A 24,622-nucleotide genomic window follows, 5' to 3' on the forward strand; every position below is an offset into this window, starting at 1 on the left:
GCGTTTGACGCGATACCTTGGGTGCGCTCGGTTTCTATGTTCAACATTTGAACGAAGCCGGTCGTCACCCGCCCCGCTTATCGCGTGCCCACGGAGGAGATCATGCAAGAGGCCGCCCAAGCGACCCTGTCGACGCCCGTTCTATTACTCATAGCGGCCACGGCCATCGCAGCGCTACTGGTGCTCATCATCCGGCTGCGTCTGCATCCGTTCTTCGCGCTGGTGATCGTGAGCCTGTGCACGGCGCTGGGCACCGGGATACCGGTGCCCAGATTGTTGCCGACCCTGCTGGATGCCTTCGGCTCGACGCTTGGCAGCGTGGCGCTGTTGATCGGCTTCGGCGCGGTTCTCGGGCGTGTGGTGGCCGTGACCGGCGGGGCCCGGGTGCTGGCCGACACGCTGATTGCGCGCTTCGGACGGGCGCGGGCGCCGCTCGGACTGGCCATCGCCTGTCTGTTGTTCGGTTTTCCGATTTTTCTGGATGCCGCCTTCGTCGTGATGCTGCCGATCATCTATTCGCTGGCCCGCGAACTGCGCGTCTCGCTGCTGGTGCTCGGCATGGCGGCCGCGGGCGCGTTCCTGGTCATGCATGCCCTGGTTCCGCCGCATCCCGGCCCGGTGGCGGCGGCGGTTTTTCTGAATGCGGATGTCGGGCTGGTCCTGCTCGTGGCACTGCTGGTCGGTCTGCCGACCTGGTACGTCATGGGCTATCGTCTGGCCCATTTCGTGTCCGCTCGCCAGCCGTTCCAGGAGGTGCCTGACCTGATGGGCGACGATCGCTCGGCTGCGGTGACCGACCCGCCGGCCTTTGCCGTCGTGCTGTTCGTGCTGTTGTTGCCGCTGGCGCTCATTTTCATGCATACCGGTCTGGCGACGCTGATCAAGACCGACGTGCTGTCCGAAAACAACACGCTGTTGCAGATCCTGTTGTTGGTCGGCGAAACCCCGATCGCGATGCTCATCAGCACCTGTGTGGCGATCTACCTGCTGCTGATGCGCGGCCAGGCGAGCGGCGGGCTCGAACGGGCCTCGAACGTGATCGACAATGCACTGTCGCCGGTCTGCAGCATCATTCTGATCACGGGCGCCGGTGGCATGTTCGGCGGCGTGCTCATCGCCAGCGGTATCGGCGATGCGCTGGCCGGCAGCCTCAAGGACGTTGGCCTGCCGTTATTGGTGGCGGCGTACGTGATCGCTGCGGCGTTGCGCATCGCTCAGGGCTCGGCGACCGTGGCCGGCACGACGGCGGCCAGCATCATGGCCGGCGCGGTCGCCGGTGCCGATATCGATGCCATCCAGACCGCGGCTATCGTCGTAGCCATCGGCGCCGGCGCAATCGGCTATTCCCACGTCAACGACTCCGGCTTCTGGCTGGTGTCGCGATTTCTTGGGGTGGACACGGCGACCATGCTCAAGAGCTGGACCGTCATTTCCACCGGCATATCCCTGATGGCCTTCGGACTGTGCTGGGGGCTGTACGTGCTGGCCTGAACAAGGGCCTGTTATTAACCCGGCCTAAAAATAGATGATTTTTCGGGTTGATAACGCGCGTGTGCGCAAGCACGCGCGCCACGGCCAACGGCCGTGAAGCCATTGAAAATAAAAAGACGGACACGTGCCGGCGTTTATCTTTCGATGGCGTTGAAAACAGCTGACGTCGTCAGCTGTTTGGGTGCCGGATTAATAACACGTCGCACGTGACCGCGTTGCCGCCCCAAAACCGGCCAGGCAAGGCGCGCAGCACCGGCCCCGGTCATGCCAAGGTCAAGCCGTGCAATGCCGCATTGTCGGTTTTGGGGCGCCACCCGACGAGACGGCGGTCATTTTTTCGCAATCCGGCGTTGTCGTTCGCGACGCCAGAATGACGGCCGTACGCGCCCGATACCTTGGCTTGCAAAAAAATGAGCGTCGGCGCGATGCACGCGGAAGTGTTAACAGGCCCAAGTCACATCAGGACAAAAGAAAAGCCGCCGATGATGAATCGGCGGCTTCGGGACCATGCAAAGCCGTGACGAGTCACGGCCGATGTGGCCTGATGACTACTTCACGACCTGGGCGATCGCGTTGCAGACATATTCGATGTTGTCGGCGTTCAGGCCGGCCACGTTGGCGCGTCCGGAGCCGACCATGTAGATGCTGTGCTCGTCGCGCAGTCTTTCCACGTGTGCCTTGGTCAGGCCGGTGTAGGAGAACATGCCGCGCTGTTCCGCCACGTAGGCGAACCGGTCGGCAAGACCGTGCGGTTCGAGCCCGGCCACGAACTGCTTGCGCAGGTCGTTGATGCGGTTACGCATGACCTTGAGTTCGTCGCGCCACATCTGATCGAGCTCGGGCGAGTTGAAGATGGTCGCGACGATCGCGCTGCCGTGGCCGGGTGGGTTGGAATAGTTCTCACGCGCAGTGATCGCCAGCTGCGAGCGGACGTTTTCCATCTGTTCGGTGTCTTTCGCCACGGCGATGAAGCAGCCGGTGCGCTCGCGATAGATCCCGAAGTTCTTGGAACAGGACTGGGTGATGAGGACTTCGTCCAGGTTCTCGGCGAGCAGGCGCGGGCCGTAGGCATCTTCGTCCAGCCCGTTGCCGAAGCCCTGATAGGCGAAATCGACGAGCGGGAGCAGTTCTCGTTCGCGCAGGACGTTGAGCACGTTCTGCCACTGGTCGCGCGACAGGTCGAAGCCGGTCGGGTTATGGCAGCAGGCGTGCAGCAGCACGACATCGCCCTTGGGGATGTTCTCCAGTGCGGCGAGCATGCCCGCGAAATCCAGCTGGTTCTGGTCATCGACGTAGGGGTAGCGCTTGATCTCGATACCGGCCGCGGAGAAGACACCGAGATGGTTCGGCCAGGTCGGCTCGGACAGCCAGATCGACTTGCCCGGGAGCTGTGATGCGATGAAGTCCGCGGCCAGACGCAGGGCGCCGGTGCCGCCGGGCGATTGGGTGGCACTGGCACGATCGGCGGCCAGCACCGGGCTGTTGGCGCCCAGCACCAGCTTGAGGACGTCTGCGCCGTATTCCGGGTCGCCGTGCGAGCCGATATACGATTTGGTCTGTTCGTCGTCGATGAGCTGTTTCTCGGCCGCCTTGACGGCCCGCATGATCGGCGTCACGCCGCTTTCGTCTCGGTAGACGCCAACGCCCAGATCCACCTTGTTCGGATTCGGGTCGTCCTTGAACTGCTGGATCAGGCCGAGGATGGCGTCGCCGGGAACTCGCTCAATCGGTTCGAACATGGATATCGCCTTGTCGCATGAAGGGCAGCGTATCTGCCCGGTTCGGTCAAAACATCCCCATGTTAACCGCTTGCCGGGATCGTTGCCGACGGCCGGCGCCGACGCGGCGCCCTTGAAGAGGTCACCGGGTCGGGCCGTCGCGCCGGTGACGAGGATGATCGCCTCGGGTAAGGCGAGCGGAGGCGCCGGTGGGTCACGATCTGACCCACCACGCGTGACACGTTAGCGTCATGAGTGCAGAGATATCAGTTCTGCCGTCACCGCGTGCGCCCGCTGTCGAGGCGCCGCATCTGGACGGCCTGAATGCCGCGCAGCGCGAGGCGGCCGCCTTCGGGCTGGTCGCGCCACACGGCTGGGATGCGGACCCGTTGCTCATTCTGGCCGGGGCGGGCAGTGGCAAGACACAGACGTTGAGTCATCGCGCGGCCCATCTGGTGCTGGCCGGGGTCGATCCGCGCCGCATTCTGTTGCTGACATTCTCTCGGCGTGCGGCCGGGGAGATGACGCGTCGTGCGCATGCCATCTGTGCTGCGGCAATGCGCACGTCGCATCGCCGCGCCCCGGCGGTGCGGCTGCCTTGGGCCGGTACCTTTCACGCGATCGGCGCCCGGCTGCTGCGTGAGTACGCGCCCCGTCTCGGGCTGGAGCCGGCCTTCTCGATCCTCGATCGCGGCGATGCCGGCGACCTCATGGATGTGGCGCGTCACGATGCCGGGCTGGCGGCCCGCGCCAAGCGATTCCCCCGCAAGGACACGTGTCTGGCGATCTATTCAGCCACGATCAACCAGCAGGCTCGGCTGGTCGATGTCCTGGCGAACCGGTTCCCGTGGTGTGTCGATCATCACGATGATCTCAAGCGCCTGTTCGCCGATTACACAATGCGCAAGCATGATCGGGCGACCCTGGATTACGACGATCTGCTGCTGTACTGGTCGCAGGTCATGCAGGTTCCGGCTCTGGCCGCCGAGATCGGGGGGCGGTTCGATCATGTCCTGATCGACGAGTACCAGGATACGAACAATCTGCAAGCGGGGCTGATTGCTGCGATGAAACCCGATGGACGCGGAGTGACGGCCGTCGGTGACGATGCCCAGGCCATTTACGGGTTCCGCGGGGCCACCGTCGAGCACATCCTGGATTTCGGGCAGCGCTTCTGCGGCACACACACTGTGACGCTGTCGCAGAACTATCGTTCGACACAGGCGATTCTGGATGCTGCCAACACGCTGATGGACGACGCGTCGCGCGCCTATGCCAAGCGGCTGTTCTCCGAACGCGGTGCCGGCTGTCGGCCGCGCCATGTCACGGTTCTCGACAGTACCGCCGAGGCCGGCTATGTCGCCGACGCGGTGCTGGCTCGACGCGAGACGGGGGTGGCGCTCAGGCAGCAGGCGGTGCTGTTTCGCAACGGGCATCACGCCAATGAGCTGGAGATCGAGCTCATCCGGCGCGACGTACCGTTTCGCAAGTACGGTGGTCTGAAATTCCTGGAGGCCGCACACGTCAAGGATTTCCTGGCGCTCGTGCGCTGGGCCGACAATCCGCGACACGAGATCGCCGCCTGGCGCGCGATGCAGCTCGTGCCGGGTGTCGGGCCGGGCACGGCCCGTCAGGCCATGGACGCGCTGGCGGCCGCCAACGACCGGCTCACCGCGCTGGCGGCATTCCGCCCGCCGCGCGCCGATCGCGAAGCCTGGCGTGGCCTGATCGATATCGTGGCCCGCCTGGCCGCGCGCCCGACGGCCTGGCCGGTCGCGCTCGCGCCGGCGGCGACGTGGATCAAGGCCGCGGTCGCGGATCGTTACGAGGCGCCGACCACGGCGCGCGAGGCCGATATCGACGATCTCGTGCGCATCGCCGGCCGCTACGGCGATGCGCCGTCGTTTCTGACCGAGCTGACGCTTGATCCGCCGCAGGCCACCGGCGATCACAACGACGATGCGTTGCTCGACGAGGATTATCTCGTGTTGTCGACCGTCCACAGCGCCAAGGGCCAGGAATGGGATTCGGTGCACGTGCTGCATGTGGCCGACGGGACGTTTCCCAGCGAATTCGCGACCCGGACCGAGGCCGGGCTGGCGGAGGAGCGGCGTCTGCTCTATGTCGCCATGACGCGGGCGAAGAACGAGCTCGCACTCATCTCGCCGCTGCGTTATTACGTGCCGGAGCAGCCCCGTTACGGCGATCGCCATGTCTACGGTGCGGCGAGCCGTTTTCTCACGCCCGGCGTGCTGGCGTGTTTCGAGCCGGTCGTGGCCGGCGACATCACGCCGGCCACGCCACAGGCGAGGCCCGCACTGGGCGGCAGGCCAGCGGCCACACATGATCTGGCCGCGAGCGTGCGCGCTCTTTGGGACTGATCGGGGCTTGCCGGGTCGGGCTGCGGCGTCGACACTGACGGCCTTCGTTTCCGTGTGTCATCCCATGCTCGATCATCCCGTTCGCCTGGCGGTCTTCGATATCGACGGTACATTGCTCGGTCCGGGCTATCCGCTCGGCCGGCCGCAGATCCAGGCGCTGGCCCGGCTGCACGAGGCCGGCATCACGCTCGCGCTGGCCAGCTCGCGCCAGCGTGCCTCGTTGCTCGATCTGGCCGAGGCGATCGGCCTGCCGCTCTATCTCGTGTCCTACAACGGTCCGCTGGTCAATGCGCCGGACGGGACACGCATCTCGGCCACGGATATCGCGCTGCCGGCGGGGCTGGGTAGCGCCCTGGCTGATTTCGTCGACGCCGGCGGTTGTGTCCATTGTTATACCGTCGACGACTGGCAGGCCTTCGGCCCGGACTGGCGCATCGACAACGAGGCCGCCGGGCGTCATGCCGTGCCGAGCCGGCGGGCGGCCTCGCTCACACCGGCCACGCTGCCGCCGCGGGCGCTCAAGATCCTGTGCGATGGCGATCTGCCGGCGCTTGCCGCCGTCCGGGCCGCGGTGGCGGCCGAGCCAGGGCTGGTCATGAACTGGTCGGGCAGCGAATGCCACGACATCCACGCGCGGCATGCGAGCAAGGGCGACGGGTTGCGCCAGCTCTGTCGACATCTGTCGATCGATACAGGGCATACGATCGCCTTCGGCGATGCCGACTCGGACATCAGTATGCTGTCGACGGCCGGCACCGGCTTTGCCATGGGAGCGGCCAACGCCCGGGTGACGGCGGCGGCCGATCGCCGTCTCGGCGCCCCGGGCTCGGGCGAGCTGGAAGCCTTGCTGGCCGAGATCGCCGCGACCGTTTGAATGGCACCGGGCAACGGGCACCCGGCGACATCTGTCATGTGCACTTTCACGGCCCATCGGCTCGTTTTTCGATTATCGTGGGATCGCAATCCGCGATCGGGCGCCGCAGGGCACGATCGGGGCCAAAAAGACGGTAGAAAAACACGGTAGCGTCCGGCCGGGCCCGGCAGGGCGGTGGCCAAGAACACGCACGGGAGGACACATGTCGCGCGTCTGGATCATCTTCTTGCTGTTGCTGGCGATCGAGATACTGATCTTCGGGTATCTGCTCAACGCCCTGTATGCGATCTTTCGCAAGGCGCCGCCCGAGCGCCGGGCCGCCCGGTTCCGTCAGGCCGCGACCAACCACGAGTTGTATCTGGCGTTGCTCAAGGGCAAAAAGGACGCGTTCGCCTCGATCCTGGCCCCGGTGGATGATCAGACGTTTGCCGATGTTCGAAAGATCGCGATCATCTTCGTGATGATCATCGTCTTCGACGTGATCTACGATCTCATCCACGCCTTTTACGGCCTGTAGGCGCCGCCGATTCGTGGTCAGCGGCCGATGTCCTCGAACCAGAGGCGCGGCTCGTCACGCATGAATTCGGTCATCGCCTGACGACAGTCGGCATCGTCGAGGACCGTCAATGACACGCCGCGGGCGGTCAGATGGGCCTCGTCGCCCATGAACGACGTGTTCTCGCCGATCACCACGCGCGGGATGCCGTAGAGCAGAATCGCGCCGGCACACATCGGGCAGGGCGAAAGTGTGGTGTAGAGCGTGACATCGTCGTACCAGGCGCCCGGCCGACGGCCCAGCGTTTCCAGGGCGTCCATCTCGGCGTGCAGCACCGCGCTGTCCTGTTGCACGCGCCGGTTGCGGCCGGTGGCCACGATCTCGTTGTCGCGTACCAGCACGCAGCCGATGGGAATGCCGCCTTCCGCGCGGCCAAGACGGGCCTGCTCCAGAGCGGCGTGCATGAAATGGGCATGATTCATGAGGCGTACTCGTGACGGGATGCCCGCGCAGTCTATCGCCTGTTACGGATCGCGCCGAGTGCCGCAGGCCACAAATCAGGCGCGCCATGCGCCACGCGCCATCGGGCGATCGGCGCTCTGGCACAGGCGCGGGCGCGTACCAGGCCCTTCCCGGCCCGGGCGGGGGACACGGCCGGAAGCCGCGCGCCATCGGCGGGGTGGCGCGCGTGCGGGGATGACCGGATAGCGTCTGGGCCGAATGCACGATACAAAAGTCCATCGACCGGCCGAGAGAGCACTGCCATGGCTCGCGACCCACTCCAGACGTATCGCAACAAGCGTCGTGCCGAGGCCACGCCGGAGCCTGCCGGCGACGAGGCGCCGCGCAACGACGAGGCAGCGGCGCCGATCTTCGTCATCCAGAAGCACGATGCCTCGTCGCAGCACTATGACTTTCGTCTGGAGATCGACGGCGTGCTCAAATCCTGGGCGGTGCCGAAGGGGCCGTCGACCGATCCACGCGACAAGCAGCTCGCCATCGAGACCGAGGATCATCCGCTGGACTACGCGGATTTCGAAGGCGTCATCCCGGATGCCGAATATGGCGGCGGCACCGTCATGGTCTGGGACATCGGGCCGTTCGACAACGCCCGGGGCGCCGATGACAATGGGCGGGTGAAATCGCTGGCCGAGGCCTGGGCCGACGGACATCTCACCGTACGTCTGCACGGCACGAAACTGACCGGCGGCTACGCGTTGACGCATTTCCGTACGGAAGGCGACAAACGGCAGTGGCTGCTGGTCAAGATGGACGACGATGCGGCCGATGCCCGTCGCAACCCGGTTTCCACGGCGGATGCCTCGGTCCTGACGGGGCGTTCCACGCAGCAGATCGCGGACGAGGAGGGCGATCAACCGTGAGCGCCGAATGCCTGAAGGCACATCTGTCGCAGGACGACTGGGCCAAGGTGCGCAAGGCACCGATGCCCCGTACGTTCGAGCCGATGCTCGCCACGCTGCACCACGAGCCGTTCTCCCACGACGACTGGATCTTCGAGCGCAAGCTCGACGGCATTCGATTGATGGTCTTTCGCGACGGTGACAGCGTCGAGCTGTACACGCGCAACGGCAAGCAGCGCAACGCGCATTTCCCGGAACTGGTCGCGTTGTTCGCGGCCCAGCCGTGTCAACGCTTCGTGCTCGATGGTGAGGTGGTGGCCTTCGAGGGCCAGACCCCCAGTTTCGTGCGCCTGCAGCAGCGGGCCGGTATCGCCGATCCGCAAGCCGCCCGGGCATCGGGCATCGCCGTTCATTTCTATGTCTTCGACAGCCCCTGGATGGCCGATCATGACCTGCGTCGCGTGCCGCTGCGTCAGCGCAAGCAGCTGATCCACGAGACGCTGGAATATACCGACGGTTTGCGATTCACCCCCCATCGCAACGGCGACGGCAAGGCCCTGCTGGCCGAGGCCCGCAGGAAAGGCTGGGAAGGGATCCTGGCCAAGCAGGCTCAGAGCCCGTATCGCTGCGGTCGCTCCAAACGCTGGCTCAAGCTCAAGGTCCAGACCGGTCAGGAGCTGGTCATCGGCGGCTATACCGAGCCGCAGGGCACGCGAGAAGGTCTGGGCGCGTTGCTGGTCGGCTATTACGCCGGGGATCGGTTCTGCTACGCCGGCCGGGTCGGGACCGGCTTCAGTGAGGCCGAGTTGAAGCGGCTGTATTCGGTGCTCGCTGCGATCGAGCGCCAGACGTCGCCTTTCGACGAGCCGCCGGCTGGCGATGATATTCACTGGGTGACACCGGAGCGCGTGGCCGCGATCGCTTTCACCGAATGGACGGCCGACGGCAAGCTGCGTCATCCGGCCTATATCGGCGAACGCGACGACAAGAATGCGGCTGACGTGGCACGGGAACACTGACTGTGACGGTCAGCGTCGACCATCGGGACCGGAACCATCTTGTGAAACCAAGACCCATCAGCTGGCCATAGCGCGATTGGATCGATAGGGCGATTGATGTTTGAGCACGCCATGGGCGATGTGCCCGAGTTTGCGCCTCGCCGTGCGCGGCGCGCTCATGTCGGGTTAGCCTCGGCCGGCCACGTCACGCCGCGTTGCCAGCCTTGCTTGATGCGCTCGGCAGGGGACAAGGCGGCTGCCTATATCGTGACGACACGCCCTGGCTTTTCTTCCCCCCCGATACCGGCCTGACCAAGGGCGATCTGGTCGATTATCACGCGCGCATCGCCGACGTGCTGCTGTCGCATCTGGCCGACCGGCCGCCCAGGCTGCATCGTTGCCCGACGGTATTGCGGGCCGGGCGTCGACTTCATCCAGAAATCGATCGCGGACCGCGACCCGGGCTGGCTGGCGCGCGTGTGTGGCGCGCAAGGCCGGCCGCGAGATGAGCCAGCCGCTGGCCGATTCGGCCGATGCGCGGGTCTATCTGGCCGGCCAGGGCACGATCGCGTTCCATGTGCCGGCGGCCCGCTACGATACGCCCGGCCATCCCGACCGACTCATCTGCGACCTGGCCCCGCCCGATGACGGCCAGTGTTTCGCCCCGGTCGTGGCGGTCGCCCGTGCGATACGCGATGCGCTGTCCGACATCGGGTTGGTCGCGTATGTGATGACCTCGGGTTCGTCGGGCTGCACGTCCCCGTGCCGCATCGGATCGCCGATGCCGCGCCGGATGATTTCACCACGGCGCATGCCAAGGCCGAACGGCAAGGCCGGCTCGATCCGGATATCGCGCGCAACGCCCCGAATCAGACGGCTGTCGCCCCGTATGCCGTCCGCCCGCGATCGGACGCGCCGATCGCCAGGCCGCTGGCCCGGGACGAACTGGGAGACTCGGATCTTGGCCCCCGGCGCTGGCATATCGGCAATATCCTGCGGCCGCTCGGCCAGCGCGACTGCCCGTGGTCGGATATCGGCCGACGCGGTCAGAACGCCGGCCAGGCGCTGATACGCTTCAATCGCGCAGCGCGATCTCGTTGAAGCGGGCGTCAGTGAGCGCGACGAGATCGGCCGGGGCCAGTGCGATCTCCAGGCCGCGTCGGCCGCCGCTGATGTGCATTCGTGTGAGATCGCGGGCACTGGCATCGATAATCGTGGCCAGGCGTTTCTTCTGTCCGAGTGGGCTGACGCCGCCCAGGACATAGCCGGTCACGCGCGAGACTGCCGACGGCTCGGCCATGCTGGCTTTCTTCGCACCGACCGCCGGGGCCAGCTTCTTCAGATCCAGTCGTGTGTCGACCGGCACGAGACCGACCACGTAATCGCCGCGGTCGGTTGTCGCGACGAGCGTCTTGAAAACGCGATCCGGGGGCAGCCCCAGCGCGCGGGCCGCGGCCACGCCGTACTCGTCGTCCGAGGGCGTCGCCTCGTAGCGCATGACATCGTGCGCGATGCCGCGGGATGCGAGCAGTCGGATGGCAGGCGTCATGGTGGCTCGAGACAGGCGCGGCGGGCGCTGGAGGATACCCGGAGGACCGGCCGGACGGCCATCCCGCTTTTTGTTGGCCCGACAGCGCAGCATGACTGCGCGGTGCCTGCGGCGCCTCGTCTTGCCGCAGAACAGCGCTTGGCGCGGACTCGCACGACACATCAACAGGCCCTAGACTGAGGTCTGGATGAACCCGTCGGTCTGATGCGGTAGGCGTATCGTGGCCGGTGCGCTCGAGCCGTCATGATGTCGCCAGAAAACCCGTCGACCGAGACGCGTGATGCCGGATTGCAGGTCATCGGCATCGCGGCCAGCGATTATCCCGACAAGTTCGGTGTGCCACGCCAGCCGGGGCTCGTGCCGGCGGCGCGGGGCGTTGTGAGCCTAGTCGCACCCTTCGATGACCCGGCGGCGATCGAGGGCCTTGCGGCCTATACCCATATCTGGCTGTCGTTCGTTTTCGATCGGAGCCCGACGCGCTGGCGTGCGCGGGTCCGGCCGCCGCGGCTCGGCGGGAATCGCCGGGTCGGCGTGTTCGCCACACGCAGCACGCACCGGCCCAATCGCCTGGGGCTGTCCTGTGTGACCCTGCACGATATCGCGACCACCGCCACCCCGGCGCGGCCGCCCTGGTCGTTGCCGGGGCTGTCGGCCCTGCAGCCGGCCCGGACGCACCTGTTGATCGGCGGACACGATCTCGTGGCTGGCACGCCGATCGTGGATATCAAGCCGTATCTGCCCTGGGTCGATGCTGTGCCCCAGGCCGAGGCGACGATGGCACCCGAGCCGCCACGATCCCTGGCCGTGCACTGGACACCCGAGGCCGAGCGTCTGCTGGCCGGGCAGGTCGACCCGAACGGGCTGCACGCCCTGGTCACACAGGTATGTGCCCAGGACCCGCGGCCGGCCTATCGGCGTGATGCCGGGGCGCGGGTCTACGGGATGGCGTTGCGCGATGTCGATGTCCGGTTCGCGGTCGATGACACGCGCGCGACGGTCACCGTCCGGGGGATTTACCCGCCGATGTAGGACATCTCGACCCTGTTGTCCGGATTCTGGCGGCCGGCCGCGGTCTGCTCGCCCCGGATTTCCGAATAACGGTCGTCACGGGCGTGCCATATGCCGCTCAGCAACGCGGCGAGTTCGGCGTCGCTGGCGCCCTGGCGCAGCGGGCTGCGCAGATCGCGGCCGTGCACGCCGAACAGGCAGGTGTAGAGTTCGCCGAGCGCCGACAGACGAGCGCGCGTGCAGCCGCCGCAAAACGGCTGCGAAACGCTGGCAATGATGCCGATCTCGCCGGCACCGTCGTCGTAACGCCAGCGGTTGGCGGTCTCGCCGGGCGCGTTGGCGGCCAGTCGCGTGATCGGATGGCGGGTTCGGAGGGTATCGACGATCTCGCGGGCGGTGACCACATCGTCCATCCGCCAGCCGTTGGACGTGCCGACGTCCATGTACTCGATGAAGCGGAGTACAACGTCGGTATGCCGGAACGCCTCGGCCATCGGCAGGATCTGATCGGCGTTGACGCCGCGCTGGATCACGCAGTTGACCTTGACCGGGCCCAGGTCGGCGGCCCGAGCGTTGTCGATGGCCTTGAGGACCTTGTGGGCCGGAAAGCCGACGTCGTTGATTGCCATGAAGCGGTCATCATCGATCGCATCCAGGCTGAGGGTGACGCGATTCACGCCGGCCTCGCGCAGCGCATGGGCACGCTCGGCCGTGAGCAATGACCCGTTCGTGGTCAGGCAGATGTCCTCGATGCCGTCGATTGCCGCCAGACGGGCGATGAGCACATCCAGATCGCGACGCAGCAGGGGTTCGCCGCCGGTCAGGCGCAGTTTGGTCACGCCCAGGCCGGCCGCGATCCGGGCCAGCCGCGTGATTTCATCGAAATCCAGCAGTTCGCGCTTGGGCAGAAACAGATGCTCGGCGCCGAACAGATGGCGTGGCATGCAGTAAGTGCAGCGGAAATTGCAGCGATCGGTCAACGAGATGCGCAGATCGCGCAATGGCCGACCGCGGGTGTCGGTAGTCACGATGAGACGACCTGTCTTCAGCGTATGCGTTGCTCATAGCCTAACACCGGGGCGGCGGTTCTCTGCGGGTGCGATTGAAATATTCTCGTTATATGCAAGAGTTGATAGCGAGATGCAATGATATGAAATCGGTGTACATCGCACGGTGTGGTCGTGTGAAGACGCCACACATCGCTAGAATGGCCGACATGCAAAGTCTGTCTTTTCTCGGTACGCGCTGGCGGCTGTCCGACCTGTTGGATCTCGAGACGCTGCTGGCCCAGGGCGAAGGGGCGGTGCGCGAGCGTGACCGTCGGGTGTTCGCCGAGGAGATCGGCCCGCGCATCGCCGATCTGTCGGAGGCCCGCCGGCGCCGGGTGGGGCTGCGGCTGTGGCTGTCGCAGCGCCGCCAGCGCGGCGACCGGGACTGGCCGAGCGAGGGCTGGCACGGTGTGATGGGTCTGGCCCGCTGGATATTGTTCATCGGGATGATGATCCTCGGGGCTCTTCTGGTCTGGGGGCTGTGTCTCGGCGGCGATCAGCGCGTGCATGTCGTGATCTTCGTCGGGCTGACGCTGATCGTGCCCTGGCTCGGTTTTCTGGTGTTGTTGTGCCTGCGCTTTGTTGCCACCCGGCGCGCGCGTTCGCCGTGGCTCATCCGCGTGCTTTTACGCGGCCTGTCGCGGCGGCGTCCGGAAGCCGGGCAACGCTGGCGTGCCGCTTTTTCCGACACGAAGGCAGCCCGGCGTGCGGTCGCCGCCCGGGCTTCGGCGTTGTCGCAGTGGTCGGGGCTGGGTTATGTGGTCGGCGCGGTCGGTGCCTTCGTCGTGGCGCTGCTGGTCTTCGACGTACGCTTCTATTGGGAGGCCACCCCGGATGACGATGTGCTCATTCACGGTGCGGTGGCCTGGCTGTCGAGCCCGTGGGCGGCGTTGTGGCCCGGGGCCGTGCCGAGCGATGCCGCGATTCAGGCCAGCCGGCTGATGGGCGGCAGCGGGGCGACGCCGCCCGGTGGCGCCGTGGCCGGCGCCTGGTGGCGTTTCCTGCTGATGGCGCTGCTGGTCTGGGGCGTGGTGCCCCGTCTTGTGCTGCTGGTCTGGTTCGCCCTGCGCGAACGCATGGCGCTGGCCGGGCTGGATTTCCAGGCGCCGCGGCATCGGCGTGTCTGGCGCGAACTGGCCGGCGTGAGCCGAGGGGCCGTGGCCGAGGCCCATGCCGACGGTGCGCTGGTGCTGGATGTGGGCGGTCACGGCATCGACGGTGAAGCCGTGCGCGGTTTCATGCTGCGCCGACTGCGCCTGAATCCGACGGCCACCGAACGGGTCTCGGTACTCGATAACGACGCCGAGGCAGCAGCCGATGCCGCGCTGGCGGCGCACCCGCCCCATGTCGTGCTGATCGCCGCGGACTGGATGCTCTCGCCGCGCCAGACCGCGCGTCTGCACGCCCGCGTTCGGGACACGGTCGGCGAAGCCGTACCCATGGTCTGGCTCGTCGTGGCCGATGAGGCCGGGACGCCGAGCGCGCCCGACGACGAGCATCTGGCACGCTGGACCACTTTCATCGACGGGCTGCGCGACCCGGCCACCGAGATCACGGCTTATGACCCGACTGTCTGAGAGGCGCGAGCCGACGCGCTGGGTGGCCGAAGACGCGCCCACATTCGCCGTCGTGGGCAAGGTCAACATGGGCAAGTCCGCGGTCTTGGCTACGCTGCTGGAAGAGGATGACGACGCGGTCATCCGGATATCGGCCGAGCCCGGAGAAACCACGCGCTGCCAGCGGCTTTCGCTGGTGCTGGATGGGCGTGAGCGGCTGCGTTTCATTGATACGCCGGGGTTTCAGCAGCCCATCGAGGCCCTGCGCACGATCCGGGCCATGGGCGCCGACGACGCCCGCGGGCCGGGGCCGGACACGTTAGCGCGTTTCGTGGCGCGCTACGGCGACAGCGATGAATTCGTCGATGAATGCCGGCTGCTGGCGCCCATCGTCGAAGGCGCCGGCGTGGTCTATGTCGTGGACCCCGGTGTGCGGCTGCACGATGCGTTTCTGGCCGAGATCGAGATCCTGCGCCTGTCTGCCGGCCCGCGCCTGGCGATTCTCAACCCGCACGCCGAATCGGACGACGCCAGCCGCAGTACGCAAACCAACGAAGCCCTCTGGCGGGACGAGCTCGGCAAGGCCTTCAATCTGGTGCGCACCTTCAATGCCTTCGAGGCACGTTTTGCCGCACGGCGTGATCTGCTGGCCGCACTCAATCAGATCGACGAGCGCGATCGCAATCATCTCGATGCGACGCTGGCCCTGCTGGACACCGAATGGGAAGAACGGCGCGACGAAGCGGCCGAACGTATCCTGCGTTTTCTGGGTACGGTGCTGCGGCTACGCGAGCACACCAACTACGTTGACGACGGTGCGCCCGAAGCCGCGCGCAAGAAAGCCCTGACCGAGGCCAATCGGCGTTATTTCGAACGAATTGCCGAGCTCGAGCGCGAAACCACCAACGATCTGCTTGCCCTGTACCGTCATCGCCACACGCGTGCCGAGGCCGCCGAGCTGATGACTGACGAGCTGGATCTGTCGCACGACGAAACCTGGCGCCGTTTCGGCCTCAATCGACGTCAGCTCACTTTCGCCGGGGCCGCGACCGGGGCCGCCGGCGGGACCTGGCTCGATGTGGCCACCGCCGGCCACACGCTCGGGCTGGCTACGCTGATCGGGGGCGGGGTCGGCGGCGCACTGGCCTGGTTCAAGGGCGATGCCCTGCCGACGCTGAACCTGTCCGTCGGCCGGCCCGGCGCCTTCGGCGGGCGCCAGCTCAGCCTCGGGCCGCCCAAGAATCCGAACTTCGCCTGGATTCTGTTCGACGTGATGCTCGTGCGTTACCGCGCGATCATGGCACGGACTCACGCCGCACGCGGCGACGGCCGGCTCGCCCACCAGCGCAGCGCCGACGAGGCCGAAAGTATCGTGCGCCAGCTCGAGTCATCGCGACAGAAATTGCTGGCACGCTGGTTTCGCGAAGCCCAGCGCAATACCGAACAGGGCGAGCGCGATGTGCAGGCCCGCAAGGCCATCGAGGCCACGCTCGCCGAAATTGAACAGGCCATGCAGTCGTAACGATCGGTGCCGCGTATGCACCGGTGCTGGCGGTCCGGGGCGCGTGATCACGCCGGTCCGTCATCGCTGTTCCGGCGTGCACCGAAGGGCCGGGCGTGGCATGGCGCCCGCCCGGTCCATGAGGGCGGTTATTGCCCGTTGTTACCCGCTGCGGCCAGCGCCTCGTCGATCGCGGTCTTGAGCTTGTCGTAGGACGGCCCGCCGACGAACAGCGTATCGCCGACCATCACGGTTGGTGTGGCCCGCAGGGAAACCGCCTGGCCCGCGTCACGTTCGGCGTTGATCTGGGCCAGCGGCGTTTCCTTGTTCATGCAAGCCTTGAGTTTGTTCGTGTCCAACCCGGTTTCGACAGCGAGGTCGAGAAACATCGATGTCGGATCGTTCTGCTCGGACCATTGGCCCTGGGTCTGGTAGAGACGATTGTGGAACGGCCAGAAATCGTTCTGGGCGGCCGCGCAGCGTGCTGCCACGGCCGCGGCCTGGGCGTGCTGGTGCATGGGCAACGGGAAATCGTAGAACAGGAAACGAACCTTGCCCGTGTCGACGTATTCCTTGCGGATGCGCTCGGCGGTGGGCTCGAACGCGCCGCACGCCGGGCATTGATAATCACCGAATTCGCGAATGGTGACCGGTGCGTTCGGGTTGCCTTTCGCCTCGGCCAGTTTGTCGTACTGGTTGCGAAGCTGGTTCATCACACCGGCATCGACCGTTGTCGGGCCGTCGCCGGGACGCGGCGTGGCGCGCTCCGACCCAGTGAAGCTCATGACCAGGATCGCGATCACGATGAACGCGCCGATGAGCAGCGCCGGAATGAACAGGGCGCCGAAAAGCTTCGACTGACCGCGATTTTGCTGCGGACTCATGCAAATCCCCTTGTTGCCTGCGTGATGAGTGACGTCGCCGGGCATCATAGCGGCTACGCCTGCTCGGGTCAGGCACGGATTCGTCGACTGGCCGGGCAACGGCCTTGGTCGGCCATCGGCTCGCGCCACGAACAAAGGAGCGTGGTGGTACCAGGCAGTTGGCCGATATCAGACGAAAAAAAGGGGCCGGATGGCCCCTTTTCAGGGCCTGTTCACGTGCGACGTGTCAACAGGCCCTAACGCATCAAGGACAAATCGTCCTGTCGCCGGCGACTAGTTGTTGTCGGTCGCCTGGTCGGCCTTGTCGCTGGCCTCATCGGCTGCGTTGCTGGCCTTGTCCTGAGCCGCGTCTGCCGCGTCACTGGCCGAGTCGGCCGTCGAATCGGCCGCATTGCCGGCCGTATCGCTGGCCTCGTCCGCCGCGTTCGAGGTCGCGTCTTGGGCGTTGTCTGCCGCATTCGAGGTCGCATCCTGTGCGTCGTCCGCCTGATCCTGGGCGCCGCTCATGATGTTGGACGTGGTCGACTTCAGCTGTGTCCAGGCGCTCTGGGCCGAGTTCTTGGTGTTCTGCCACGCATCACTGGCCTGCGACTGTGCGTTGGACCACCACGAATCGCTGTAGACCGGCTGTTGCGACAGCTGCTCGCTCGTCAGATTAAGCGTGACCCGGTATTCCGGCTTGCTCTCGTGCTTGGACTTCAGCGTCTCGACGGTCAGATCGCTTGGCGAGACGACGAAGCTCTTGCCAGCGCCGAGACCGAACTTGCCGTCGGTCTCGATCACGAACTTCTGGATGCTCATGTCGTTGCCGAGCAACACATCGTCGATTTCGCCGATCGCCTTCTTGTTATCGCTCGTCGTATAGACCGAGGCGTCCATGAGCTGGTCGGCCGAGTACAGTCCCTGCGACTGACTCTGGCTGCCGGCCGTCGTCTTGGTCTGTGTCGTGGCGCTGTTGTCAGCGGTTTCGCTCGCGGCGAAGGCGGCGTTGCTGCCGAGTGCCAGTGCGACAACGGTGGCGCTGGCGATCATTTTGTTCTTGGGCAACATGTTTGGAAATCTCCTTGGATTCGGTCTCCCTTTACCGAATTGACGCTATCGCATTCCGCTGAACGCGAGTTGACTGATGTGGGTCATAACCTGCGCAAAGATACGGTTGACGCCGGGCTCACGCGGACGGGCTGGCCAGCGCGGCGAGCAGCCGGTTCGCCAGCGGTTCGGGATCGGCACCGGCCCGCCGGATCGACCAGAGCGGCCGGGCGAAATCCTGACCGGCGAGCGTGACGAGCCGGATGTCGCCAGCCGCCGCGGCGGCGGCGGCAGCGGCCCGGCTGACACAGGCCAGTCCGGCCCCGGCCGCGACCGCTCGGACCTGGGCGCCACTGTCGTCGACGACGAGCGTGGCCGGCGGGATCGTGATGCCGGCCAGGGCCAGATCGTGCTCGAAGACGGTGCGTGTACCGGAGCCGGCCTCGCGGGCGACCCAGGGCCAGTGCGCGAGATCGGCGCCAGCCAGTGTGGCTGGCGCCGAGGGCGGGCCGATAAGCGTCAGCCGGTCGGTACGCCAGTGGCAGGCCAGGATGTCGGCCCGTGTTGTCGGCCCCTCGATGAAGCCGATATCGGCCGCGCCGGCGGCGACTCGGGCTTCGGTCTCGACACTGTTGCCCGACGACAATGTCGGACGCAGCGCCGGGTGCCGCGCGACCAGGTCGGCCAGCAGGGCCGGTAGCAGATAACGCGCGATGGTGCTGGAGGCCGCCAGGTGGACCGGCCCGACGAAGGCGGCATCCGGCTCGCCGCGAAGCCGCTCGGCCAGGGCCGATAGCTCGGCGCGCGGGCCACTGGCCAGCGCCAGCAGCCGATGGGCGTTCGACGTGGGCTCGAGCAGCCGCCCGCGTGAGACGAACAACGTCACCCCAAGGGTGTCGGCCAGTTCCCGGAGGGCCTGACTGACCGCGGCCTGACCGATATGACAGGTCGCCGCGGCGCGCCGGACCTGGCCTGTCTGCATGACGGCGGCAAAGATATCGAGCTGTCGAAGCGTGAAGTGGCGTCGCGACATTTGTATAAAAAAACCGAACGATAAATTCAATATAAATCGATTTTACTGAACAAATGACGCGCCCATGATCACCGGCAATCGCATGTCGGAGATCATCATGTCGGGTTCTGCAGACTATACGGCGGCCGCGGGCCGCCGCCATCGCGCTCGCGGGCTCGTTCGGCTGGCGCCCGGGTTGATCCTTTGTCTGGCGATGGCCGGCGTCGCCCAGGGGCTTGCGGCCTGGCCGGCCATCCACCGGGTTGTCCCGCTGAGTGCGCTGAGTGTCGCCATCCTGCTCGGTGTGCTGGTGCGGCTGTGTCTGTCGCTGCCGGCGGCGGTCGAGCCGGGGATACGCTGGACGCTGCACTGGCTGCTGCGCGCGGGCATCGTGCTGCTCGGTTTTCGTCTGGGTTTTCCGGATCTGTTGTCGATCGGGCCCGCCGGCCTGGCGCTGATCGGGGTGGGCGTGGGCTCGACGATCGCGCTGTCGATCGGGCTGGGGCGGCTGCTGGGATTGCCCGATACGTTGAGCACGCTCATCGGCGGTGGTACCGGCATCTGCGGTGCCTCGGCCGTGGTGGCGGTCGACGGGGTGATTCGCGGCCGCGAGCAGGATGTCGCCTGTGCCATTGCGGTCGTCACCGTGTTCGGCACGATCGCGATGTTCGGCTATCCGGTGCTGGCGCACGGCTTGAATCTGGCCGAACCGGTCTATGCCGCCTGGGCCGGCGGATCGATCCACGAGGTGGCCCAGGCGGTGGCTGCCGGTTTCGCCTTCGGTGAACAGGCCGGTGTCGACACCAGTCTCTACAAGCTTGGCCGGGTTGCGCTGCTGGCACCGGCCTGTGCCGTGCTGGCGTTGTGGTGGCGCCGTCGCGCGCAGGGCGGCGCGACATCGAGCCGGCGCACGCCGTTTCCGGTCTTCGTGCTCCTGTTCGTGGCCGTGGTCGGGCTGAACTCGATGATCTCGTTGCCGGGGCCGATTCATGCCGGGCTCCAGACCCTGGATACCGGCCTGCTGGCCACCGCGATGGCAGCGATGGGGCTGTCCACGCGGCTCCAGGCCGTGATCGGTCTCGGATGGCGGCCGTTGTTCCTGGGGCTGGTCGCCGCGGCGTGGCTGAGCGTGCTGATGCTTGGCGGGGCACTCTGGCTGGTGGGGGCCGGCACGTTATAGTGGCGGCTTTCATTCATCGATTGTCGCTCATGACGCCAGAGCAATCGGACGCGTCCGAACCGCGTCGCACGACGGAGTCGGTCTATGCGCCGGGCACCACACATCCGCATGGCCAGACCACCGAGTCCGAAAGCGGGGCCGAATACGAAGAGGACAAGACCATGCCCGTGACCTACTCCATACTCGCCATCGCGCTGGGTGCGGCGATCGGCGCCAACGTGCGCTGGGGGCTGGGGCTCGGTCTCAACAGCCTGTTGCCGCAGATGCCGCCGGGCACGCTCGTGGCCAACCTCATCGGGGCTTTTCTCATCGGTATCGCCGTGGCCGCGTTCACGGCCATGCCACAGCTGTCGTCGTTCTGGCGGCTGCTCGTCGTGACCGGGTTTCTGGGGGCGTTGACCACGTTCTCGACGTTCTCGTCCGAAATCTATGCGCAGCTGCAGGACGGCCGTCTGTTCTGGGCGCTGGCCGGTATTGCCGCGCATGTCGCCGGTTCCCTGGTGATGGTCGCGCTCGGCATGGCCTGCTTCGTCGGGGTGCGACATCTCACGGGGGCGACCTCATGAAAGGTTTCGAAGTCATCTTCATCGCGCCGCGCTCGCGCCGACATCACGGCCAGAGCGTGCTCGATGCGATCGTCGACATCGCGCAGGAAAACGACATCACACGCTACACGCGTCGCGATGACGCCGGTGGCGTCGGTGCCAACGGTCATCCGCATTCGGCACACTTCTTCGAGGCGACCGACGAGCCCGAGGAACTGATGTTCGTACTCGACGGCGGCGAGACCGATGTGTTGCTGCGTGCCGTCGAGGACGCCGGTGTCACCGCTTTCTGCGTGCGTCGTGCAATCGACTACTGGCAGTTCGGCAACGCGGACTGACCGGGTGGCTCAGCGCCGGGCCGCGATCAGCCCGGGTAGATCGGCATAGTCGGTAAACAGGGTCAGGTCGGCGTCCGGATGGGCGCCGATGCCGCCGGCGCGGTTGAAGCCGAAGACCGGCATGCCGGCGCGCCGCCCGGCCTCGACGCCGGCATCGCTGTCCTCGATGACCGCACAGGCTGCCGGTGCCACGCCCAGCGCCGCGGCGGCATGCCAGAACAGATCGGGCGCCGGTTTCCAGGCATCGATGTCGTAGGCCGAATACACATGGCGGCCGAAATAGCCGGCCAGACCGGTGACGCGCAGCGCCACCGCCATCTTGTCCGGCGGGCCGGATGAGGCCACGCAGCGGGGCGTGCCGAGCGCTTCGATGGCGGCGGCGACCCCGGGAATCGGCTGTAGCGACTGCTCGAAGAGCTGCGCCGTGTGGGTGCGATAACGCGGCACGAAGTCGGGATCGAATTGCAGCCCGTGGCGCGTGGCAAGCGTGTCGCACATCTCGGCGAATCGACGCCCGCGGAATTCGGCCTCGACGGCGATCGGGTCGAGCGCGAGCCCGTGATCGGCGGCGATCAGATCGGTGAAGCTTCGGGCGTTGAGCCCTTCGCTGTCGACCAGCGTGCCGTCGCAGTCGTAAATGATGGCGGCGATGGGCGGTGTCATCGTGGGTCAGCACCTGTCGCAATGGCCTCGGTGCCCGTTCGGCCGGTCCGGACACGTTCGCTAAGTCTACGCGATTCGGGACGCCGGCGGTCGGTGTGCGGACGCGATCAGGCGCGGGCATCGAGGGCGCCACGAGCGACGCGAGGGGCGCAAACCGGTTAGCATTGAACGCTCTGAAACCTGTGAAGGTCATGGCAGGATCGGTATGAACGATTCGGGGGATGCGGCGTTCGAGACGTCGGCGGCGGATGGGCGCGCGATCAGCGCGTTCATCGAGCGCATGGGGCTGTCCGCGCAGGGCGACGGGCTGCCGCGCATCGCCGGCCGCATTCTGGGATATTTCATCATTCACGGTGGGCCGACCACGCTCGGCGTGCTCGCCCGGCGGCTGGCCGTTTCGCGCGCGAGCATCAGCACCAACGCGCGCCTGCTCCGGGATCTCGGTTTTCTCGAGGCCACGGCGATGCCGGGCGACCGACAGGACTATTATCAGCTCGCGCCGCGGCATTACGTGCGTGTGCTGGAAAACTACGAGCACCGCATGGGCGCGCTTGGCGAGTCGTTGTCCCAGGCCGAGCGGGAGATCGACGATGCCCATGTCGATGCCCAGGCCCGGCTGGCCGACATGCGCTCGTTCGTGACCACGGCCCGAGCCCAGACCCGGGCATTGATCGAGCGGCTGCAAAGCCGGGACGAGTCGTAGTCGCCCGCCATGGCCGCCTGCTCGATCCTGCCAGCAACTCGGCACGCGCCATGAGGCCGCCTCGTCGACGAGACAGACGGCGCATTCTTCCGCCGCGGCGCGTCTGATGGATCTCGGCTGGCTCGGCGGCGATGTCTGGCGATATGCCTCACTGCCGGTGATTAGCGCGGTGGTGGGCTATGCCACCAATCTCGTCGCGCTGCGCATGATGTTCTATCCCATCGAGTTCCGGGGCGTGCTGCGGCCTTATCTCGGCTGGCAGGGCATCGTGCCGCGCAAGGCTTCGAAGATGACCGGCGTTGCCGTGGATACGCTTACCGATGCGTTGATCAACGAGCACGAGATCTTCTCGCGCATCGACAGCGAGGAAATCGGTGCCGTGCTCGATGGGCCCATGCGCCGCGAGATCGATGCCATGGCGGAATCGATCATGATGCGCCATCACCCCTGGCTCTGGTCGCATCTGCCGAGCGTGGTCAAGGCTCGCATCAAGCACCGGCTCAAGGTCCGGACCGGGCGCATCGTGGCGGCCGTCAATCACGACATGCGGGCCAATCTGACGTATCTGTTCGATCTGGACGGCATGATCGTCCGTGCGCTGGTGCGGGAAAAAGAGCTGCTCAACCAGATCTTTCTGCAGACCGGGCACGCCGAGTTCGTATTCATCGCCCGGTCCGGGTTGGTGTTCGGCTTCATGTTCGGGCTGGTGCAGATGGCCGCCTGGCTGGTCTGGCACGGCTGGTGGCTGCTGCCGCTGTTTGGTCTGCTCGTCGGCTGGGCGACCAACTGGCTGGCACTGAAGATGATCTTTTCGCCGCGACGCGCGCGTCGTATCGGGCCGTGGCGTATCCAGGGGCTGTTCTTCCGACGACAGAGTGAGGTCGCCGAGGATTACGGCCGGCTCGTGGCCGAACGCGTGCTCACGCCCGGTGCCCTGATCGAGGAGCTGCTGCACGGGCCGTACGCCGACAAGCTGCATGCCATGGTGCGTGCCGAGGTGGACCAGGCGATCGACGAGGCGCTGGCCGTCTCGCGACCGGGCGTCGGCTGGACGCTCGGTGCCCTCGATTACGAACAGATCAAGGCTGAGGCGGAGGCCGAGACGATCGCGCGGATGCCCGACGTGGTGGCCAATGCCGAACCGTATCTGCGCCGCGTGCTGCGGATTCGCGAGACATTGACCGAGCGCCTGCGCGGGCTCACGCCGCACCAGTTCGAGGCGATGCTGCGACCGGCCTTCGAAGAGGACGAATGGATTCTCGTCGCGGTCGGTGCAGCGCTCGGCATGGCGGTCGGCTGGTTCCAGCTGATCGTGGTGTTCTACGACGTGTTCGCCGAGCGCTTCGGGGCGCTTTTCTGACGAGATCGGCTTGCACACATGTCGTGCGTCGTCGGAAGCTGATGCCGTCACGCCAGCACATCCGGGAGAGCGCATGACCGACAGCAAGGCCGTCAGACGCGGCGCCACGAGGACGTTCGACCGGCTGCGGGACGTCTGGCGCGATGCCGAGGACTGGCCGCTGGCCGGCAGCGCGGTGCGACGCGTGCACGACGCCGAGAGTCGGGCGTTGAGCGAGCTCAAGCAGCGCCTGGATGCGCTCGACGCCGGCCACGAGTCTGCCGCGATCGCCGACGACGAGGCGGCCTACATCCCGCCGGAATCGCCGTCGCGAATGCTCGCCGATCTCCTGGTGCGCGGGCGCAGTGTCGATCCGGATCTGGCCCGGGACGATCTCTATCGACGCATTCTCGGTCGGCTCGTGCCCGATGAAGTCGGGATGCTGCGCGTGCTGGCCACGCGCCAGGCCGCACCGTTGTGTCATATCGGTGGCAGTCGCCTGCCGGCCGGCGGCACGATCAGTGTCATGCACCTGCGCAATGCCACCTCTCTCGGCCAGGCAGCGGGCGTACTGTTGCGTGAGTACACGCCGTACTACATGACACAGCTGCTGGATCTCGGCCTGGCCACGATCGGCGCCGAGCGCGATGACCTGGCCGCCGACTACGAACTGTTGCTCGCCGATACGCACGTCCGTCGGGCGATGGACACGATACGCCACGAGCATCGCCTGTATCCCCGGGTGGGGCGGCATTCGGTCTCGCTGAGCCCGCTGGGTCGGGCGCTGTGGCGCGACTGCTTTCCGGCCGCCGAAGCCCTGAGCGCAAGACATATGCCTTACTGAGACGCCTGCGCCCTGCACTGGACGCCAGCCGTTGTCGGCGCGACACTGGCCCGACAGAAAAAGATATCTTTTCGGTCGTGGCCGCGGGCTGCGGCCGTTTCCT

At 66.4% G+C, this 24,622-nt stretch carries 24 protein-coding genes and 1 pseudogene; 17 read left to right on the forward strand and 8 right to left on the reverse strand.

The annotated features are described in order from the left end of the window. The first annotated feature begins 102 nt into the window (after positions 1–102). The gene (locus D3260_RS13390; protein WP_120099116.1) at positions 103–1,491 is read left to right on the forward strand and encodes a GntP family permease; all 1,389 of its coding nucleotides are present in this window, start codon (positions 103–105) and stop codon (positions 1,489–1,491) included. Positions 1,492–2,039: 548 nt separating this feature from the next. On the opposite strand, the gene D3260_RS13395 is transcribed toward D3260_RS13390, so the two are convergent. Further along, the gene (locus D3260_RS13395) at positions 2,040–3,230 is read right to left on the reverse strand and encodes an amino acid aminotransferase (protein WP_120099117.1); all 1,191 of its coding nucleotides are present in this window, start codon (positions 3,228–3,230) and stop codon (positions 2,040–2,042) included. Positions 3,231–3,460: 230 nt separating this feature from the next. Between D3260_RS13395 and D3260_RS13400 the strand changes: the two genes are divergently transcribed. From D3260_RS13400 to D3260_RS13410, 3 genes are all read left to right on the forward strand, one after another. Beyond that, complete coding sequence (locus D3260_RS13400; RefSeq protein WP_120099118.1) at positions 3,461–5,590, forward strand: ATP-dependent helicase; 2,130 nt, start codon at positions 3,461–3,463, stop codon at positions 5,588–5,590. Between the two features lie 64 nt (positions 5,591–5,654). Then, positions 5,655–6,464 (forward strand): HAD-IIB family hydrolase, encoded by an 810-nt coding sequence (locus D3260_RS13405; RefSeq protein ID WP_158583541.1) that lies wholly within the window; start codon positions 5,655–5,657, stop codon positions 6,462–6,464. 202 nt (positions 6,465–6,666) lie between these two features. Further along, positions 6,667–6,981, forward strand: coding sequence for a hypothetical protein (locus D3260_RS13410; RefSeq protein WP_120099120.1), 315 nt, complete (start codon positions 6,667–6,669; stop codon positions 6,979–6,981). A 17-nt stretch (positions 6,982–6,998) separates the two neighbouring features. Here D3260_RS13410 and D3260_RS13415 read toward each other — a convergent pair whose 3' ends face one another. Then, the gene (locus D3260_RS13415) at positions 6,999–7,442 is read right to left on the reverse strand and encodes a nucleoside deaminase (RefSeq protein WP_120099121.1); all 444 of its coding nucleotides are present in this window, start codon (positions 7,440–7,442) and stop codon (positions 6,999–7,001) included. A 282-nt stretch (positions 7,443–7,724) separates the two neighbouring features. On the opposite strand from D3260_RS13415, the gene D3260_RS13420 reads away from it, so the two are divergent. The 4 genes and pseudogenes from D3260_RS13420 to D3260_RS13430 all read left to right on the forward strand — a co-directional run bounded on the left by D3260_RS13420 (position 7,725) and on the right by D3260_RS13430 (position 10,420). Further along, positions 7,725–8,342, forward strand: coding sequence for a DNA polymerase ligase N-terminal domain-containing protein (locus D3260_RS13420; RefSeq protein WP_120099122.1), 618 nt, complete (start codon positions 7,725–7,727; stop codon positions 8,340–8,342). Positions 8,343–8,404: 62 nt separating this feature from the next. After that, positions 8,405–9,340: a non-homologous end-joining DNA ligase gene (gene ligD / locus D3260_RS13425; RefSeq protein ID WP_120099178.1), complete on the forward strand. Its 936-nt coding sequence runs from the start codon at positions 8,405–8,407 to the stop codon at positions 9,338–9,340. A 203-nt stretch (positions 9,341–9,543) separates the two neighbouring features. Further along, positions 9,544–10,061: pseudogene (locus D3260_RS18155) on the forward strand (hypothetical protein); the annotation flags it as partial. Between the two features lie 20 nt (positions 10,062–10,081). Beyond that, entirely contained in the window at positions 10,082–10,420 is a 339-nt protein-coding gene (locus tag D3260_RS13430; RefSeq protein ID WP_120099123.1) for a hypothetical protein, read from the forward strand. On the opposite strand, the gene ybaK is transcribed toward D3260_RS13430, so the two are convergent. Further along, on the reverse strand, positions 10,395–10,868 hold the full coding sequence (gene ybaK / locus D3260_RS13435) for a Cys-tRNA(Pro) deacylase (protein ID WP_120099124.1): 474 nt from the start codon (positions 10,866–10,868) through the stop codon (positions 10,395–10,397). The two genes, D3260_RS13430 and ybaK, sit on opposite strands and share 26 nt — an antisense overlap. A 243-nt stretch (positions 10,869–11,111) precedes the next feature. Here ybaK and tsaA point away from each other — a divergent pair, with 243 nt between their 5' ends. Next, on the forward strand, positions 11,112–11,897 hold the full coding sequence (gene tsaA / locus D3260_RS13440) for a tRNA (N6-threonylcarbamoyladenosine(37)-N6)-methyltransferase TrmO (RefSeq protein ID WP_199671509.1): 786 nt from the start codon (positions 11,112–11,114) through the stop codon (positions 11,895–11,897). Here the strand turns inward: tsaA and moaA are convergent. Continuing rightward, positions 11,882–12,907 (reverse strand): GTP 3',8-cyclase MoaA, encoded by a 1,026-nt coding sequence (moaA, locus tag D3260_RS13445; protein ID WP_120099125.1) that lies wholly within the window; start codon positions 12,905–12,907, stop codon positions 11,882–11,884. The two genes, tsaA and moaA, sit on opposite strands and share 16 nt — an antisense overlap. Positions 12,908–13,092: 185 nt before the next feature. Between moaA and D3260_RS13450 the strand changes: the two genes are divergently transcribed. Further along, positions 13,093–14,502, forward strand: coding sequence for a DUF2868 domain-containing protein (locus D3260_RS13450; RefSeq protein WP_158583542.1), 1,410 nt, complete (start codon positions 13,093–13,095; stop codon positions 14,500–14,502). Next, positions 14,486–16,003, forward strand: coding sequence for a DUF3482 domain-containing protein (locus tag D3260_RS13455; protein ID WP_120099127.1), 1,518 nt, complete (start codon positions 14,486–14,488; stop codon positions 16,001–16,003). Before D3260_RS13450 ends, D3260_RS13455 begins: the two co-directional genes overlap by 17 nt. Before the next feature lie 128 nt (positions 16,004–16,131). Here D3260_RS13455 and D3260_RS13460 read toward each other — a convergent pair whose 3' ends face one another. The 3 genes from D3260_RS13460 to D3260_RS13470 all read right to left on the reverse strand — a co-directional run bounded on the left by D3260_RS13460 (position 16,132) and on the right by D3260_RS13470 (position 18,928). Next, positions 16,132–16,866, reverse strand: a complete 735-nt coding sequence (locus tag D3260_RS13460) for a DsbA family protein (protein WP_120099128.1) — start codon at positions 16,864–16,866, stop codon at positions 16,132–16,134. A gap of 273 nt (positions 16,867–17,139) precedes the next feature. Then, on the reverse strand, positions 17,140–17,916 hold the full coding sequence (locus tag D3260_RS13465; protein ID WP_199671510.1) for a hypothetical protein: 777 nt from the start codon (positions 17,914–17,916) through the stop codon (positions 17,140–17,142). Positions 17,917–18,034: 118 nt separating this feature from the next. Beyond that, complete coding sequence (locus D3260_RS13470; protein ID WP_120099129.1) at positions 18,035–18,928, reverse strand: LysR family transcriptional regulator; 894 nt, start codon at positions 18,926–18,928, stop codon at positions 18,035–18,037. Between the two features lie 97 nt (positions 18,929–19,025). Between D3260_RS13470 and D3260_RS13475 the strand changes: the two genes are divergently transcribed. The 3 genes from D3260_RS13475 to D3260_RS13485 all read left to right on the forward strand — a co-directional run bounded on the left by D3260_RS13475 (position 19,026) and on the right by D3260_RS13485 (position 20,970). Then, positions 19,026–20,087, forward strand: a complete 1,062-nt coding sequence (locus D3260_RS13475) for a YeiH family protein (RefSeq protein WP_120099180.1) — start codon at positions 19,026–19,028, stop codon at positions 20,085–20,087. Between the two features lie 161 nt (positions 20,088–20,248). Beyond that, positions 20,249–20,653, forward strand: a complete 405-nt coding sequence (gene crcB / locus D3260_RS13480) for a fluoride efflux transporter CrcB (protein WP_370456307.1) — start codon at positions 20,249–20,251, stop codon at positions 20,651–20,653. After that, a complete protein-coding gene (locus D3260_RS13485; protein ID WP_120099130.1) occupies positions 20,650–20,970 on the forward strand; it encodes a hypothetical protein in 321 nt (106 codons plus the stop codon). The genes crcB and D3260_RS13485 overlap by 4 nt, the downstream gene beginning before the upstream one ends. Positions 20,971–20,979: 9 nt before the next feature. On the opposite strand, the gene D3260_RS13490 is transcribed toward D3260_RS13485, so the two are convergent. Beyond that, a complete protein-coding gene (locus tag D3260_RS13490; protein WP_120099131.1) occupies positions 20,980–21,633 on the reverse strand; it encodes an HAD-IA family hydrolase in 654 nt (217 codons plus the stop codon). A gap of 205 nt (positions 21,634–21,838) precedes the next feature. On the opposite strand from D3260_RS13490, the gene D3260_RS13495 reads away from it, so the two are divergent. From D3260_RS13495 to D3260_RS13505, 3 genes are all read left to right on the forward strand, one after another. After that, complete coding sequence (locus D3260_RS13495) at positions 21,839–22,336, forward strand: GbsR/MarR family transcriptional regulator (protein WP_120099132.1); 498 nt, start codon at positions 21,839–21,841, stop codon at positions 22,334–22,336. Between the two features lie 106 nt (positions 22,337–22,442). Then, positions 22,443–23,696: a DUF445 domain-containing protein gene (locus tag D3260_RS13500; RefSeq protein ID WP_120099133.1), complete on the forward strand. Its 1,254-nt coding sequence runs from the start codon at positions 22,443–22,445 to the stop codon at positions 23,694–23,696. 73 nt (positions 23,697–23,769) lie between these two features. Continuing rightward, on the forward strand, positions 23,770–24,519 hold the full coding sequence (locus D3260_RS13505) for a hypothetical protein (protein WP_120099134.1): 750 nt from the start codon (positions 23,770–23,772) through the stop codon (positions 24,517–24,519). The last annotated feature ends 103 nt before the right edge of the window (positions 24,520–24,622 follow it).

This window comes from Salinisphaera sp. Q1T1-3 (assembly GCF_003602005.1).
Classification (GTDB): Bacteria; Pseudomonadota; Gammaproteobacteria; order Nevskiales; family Salinisphaeraceae; genus Salinisphaera.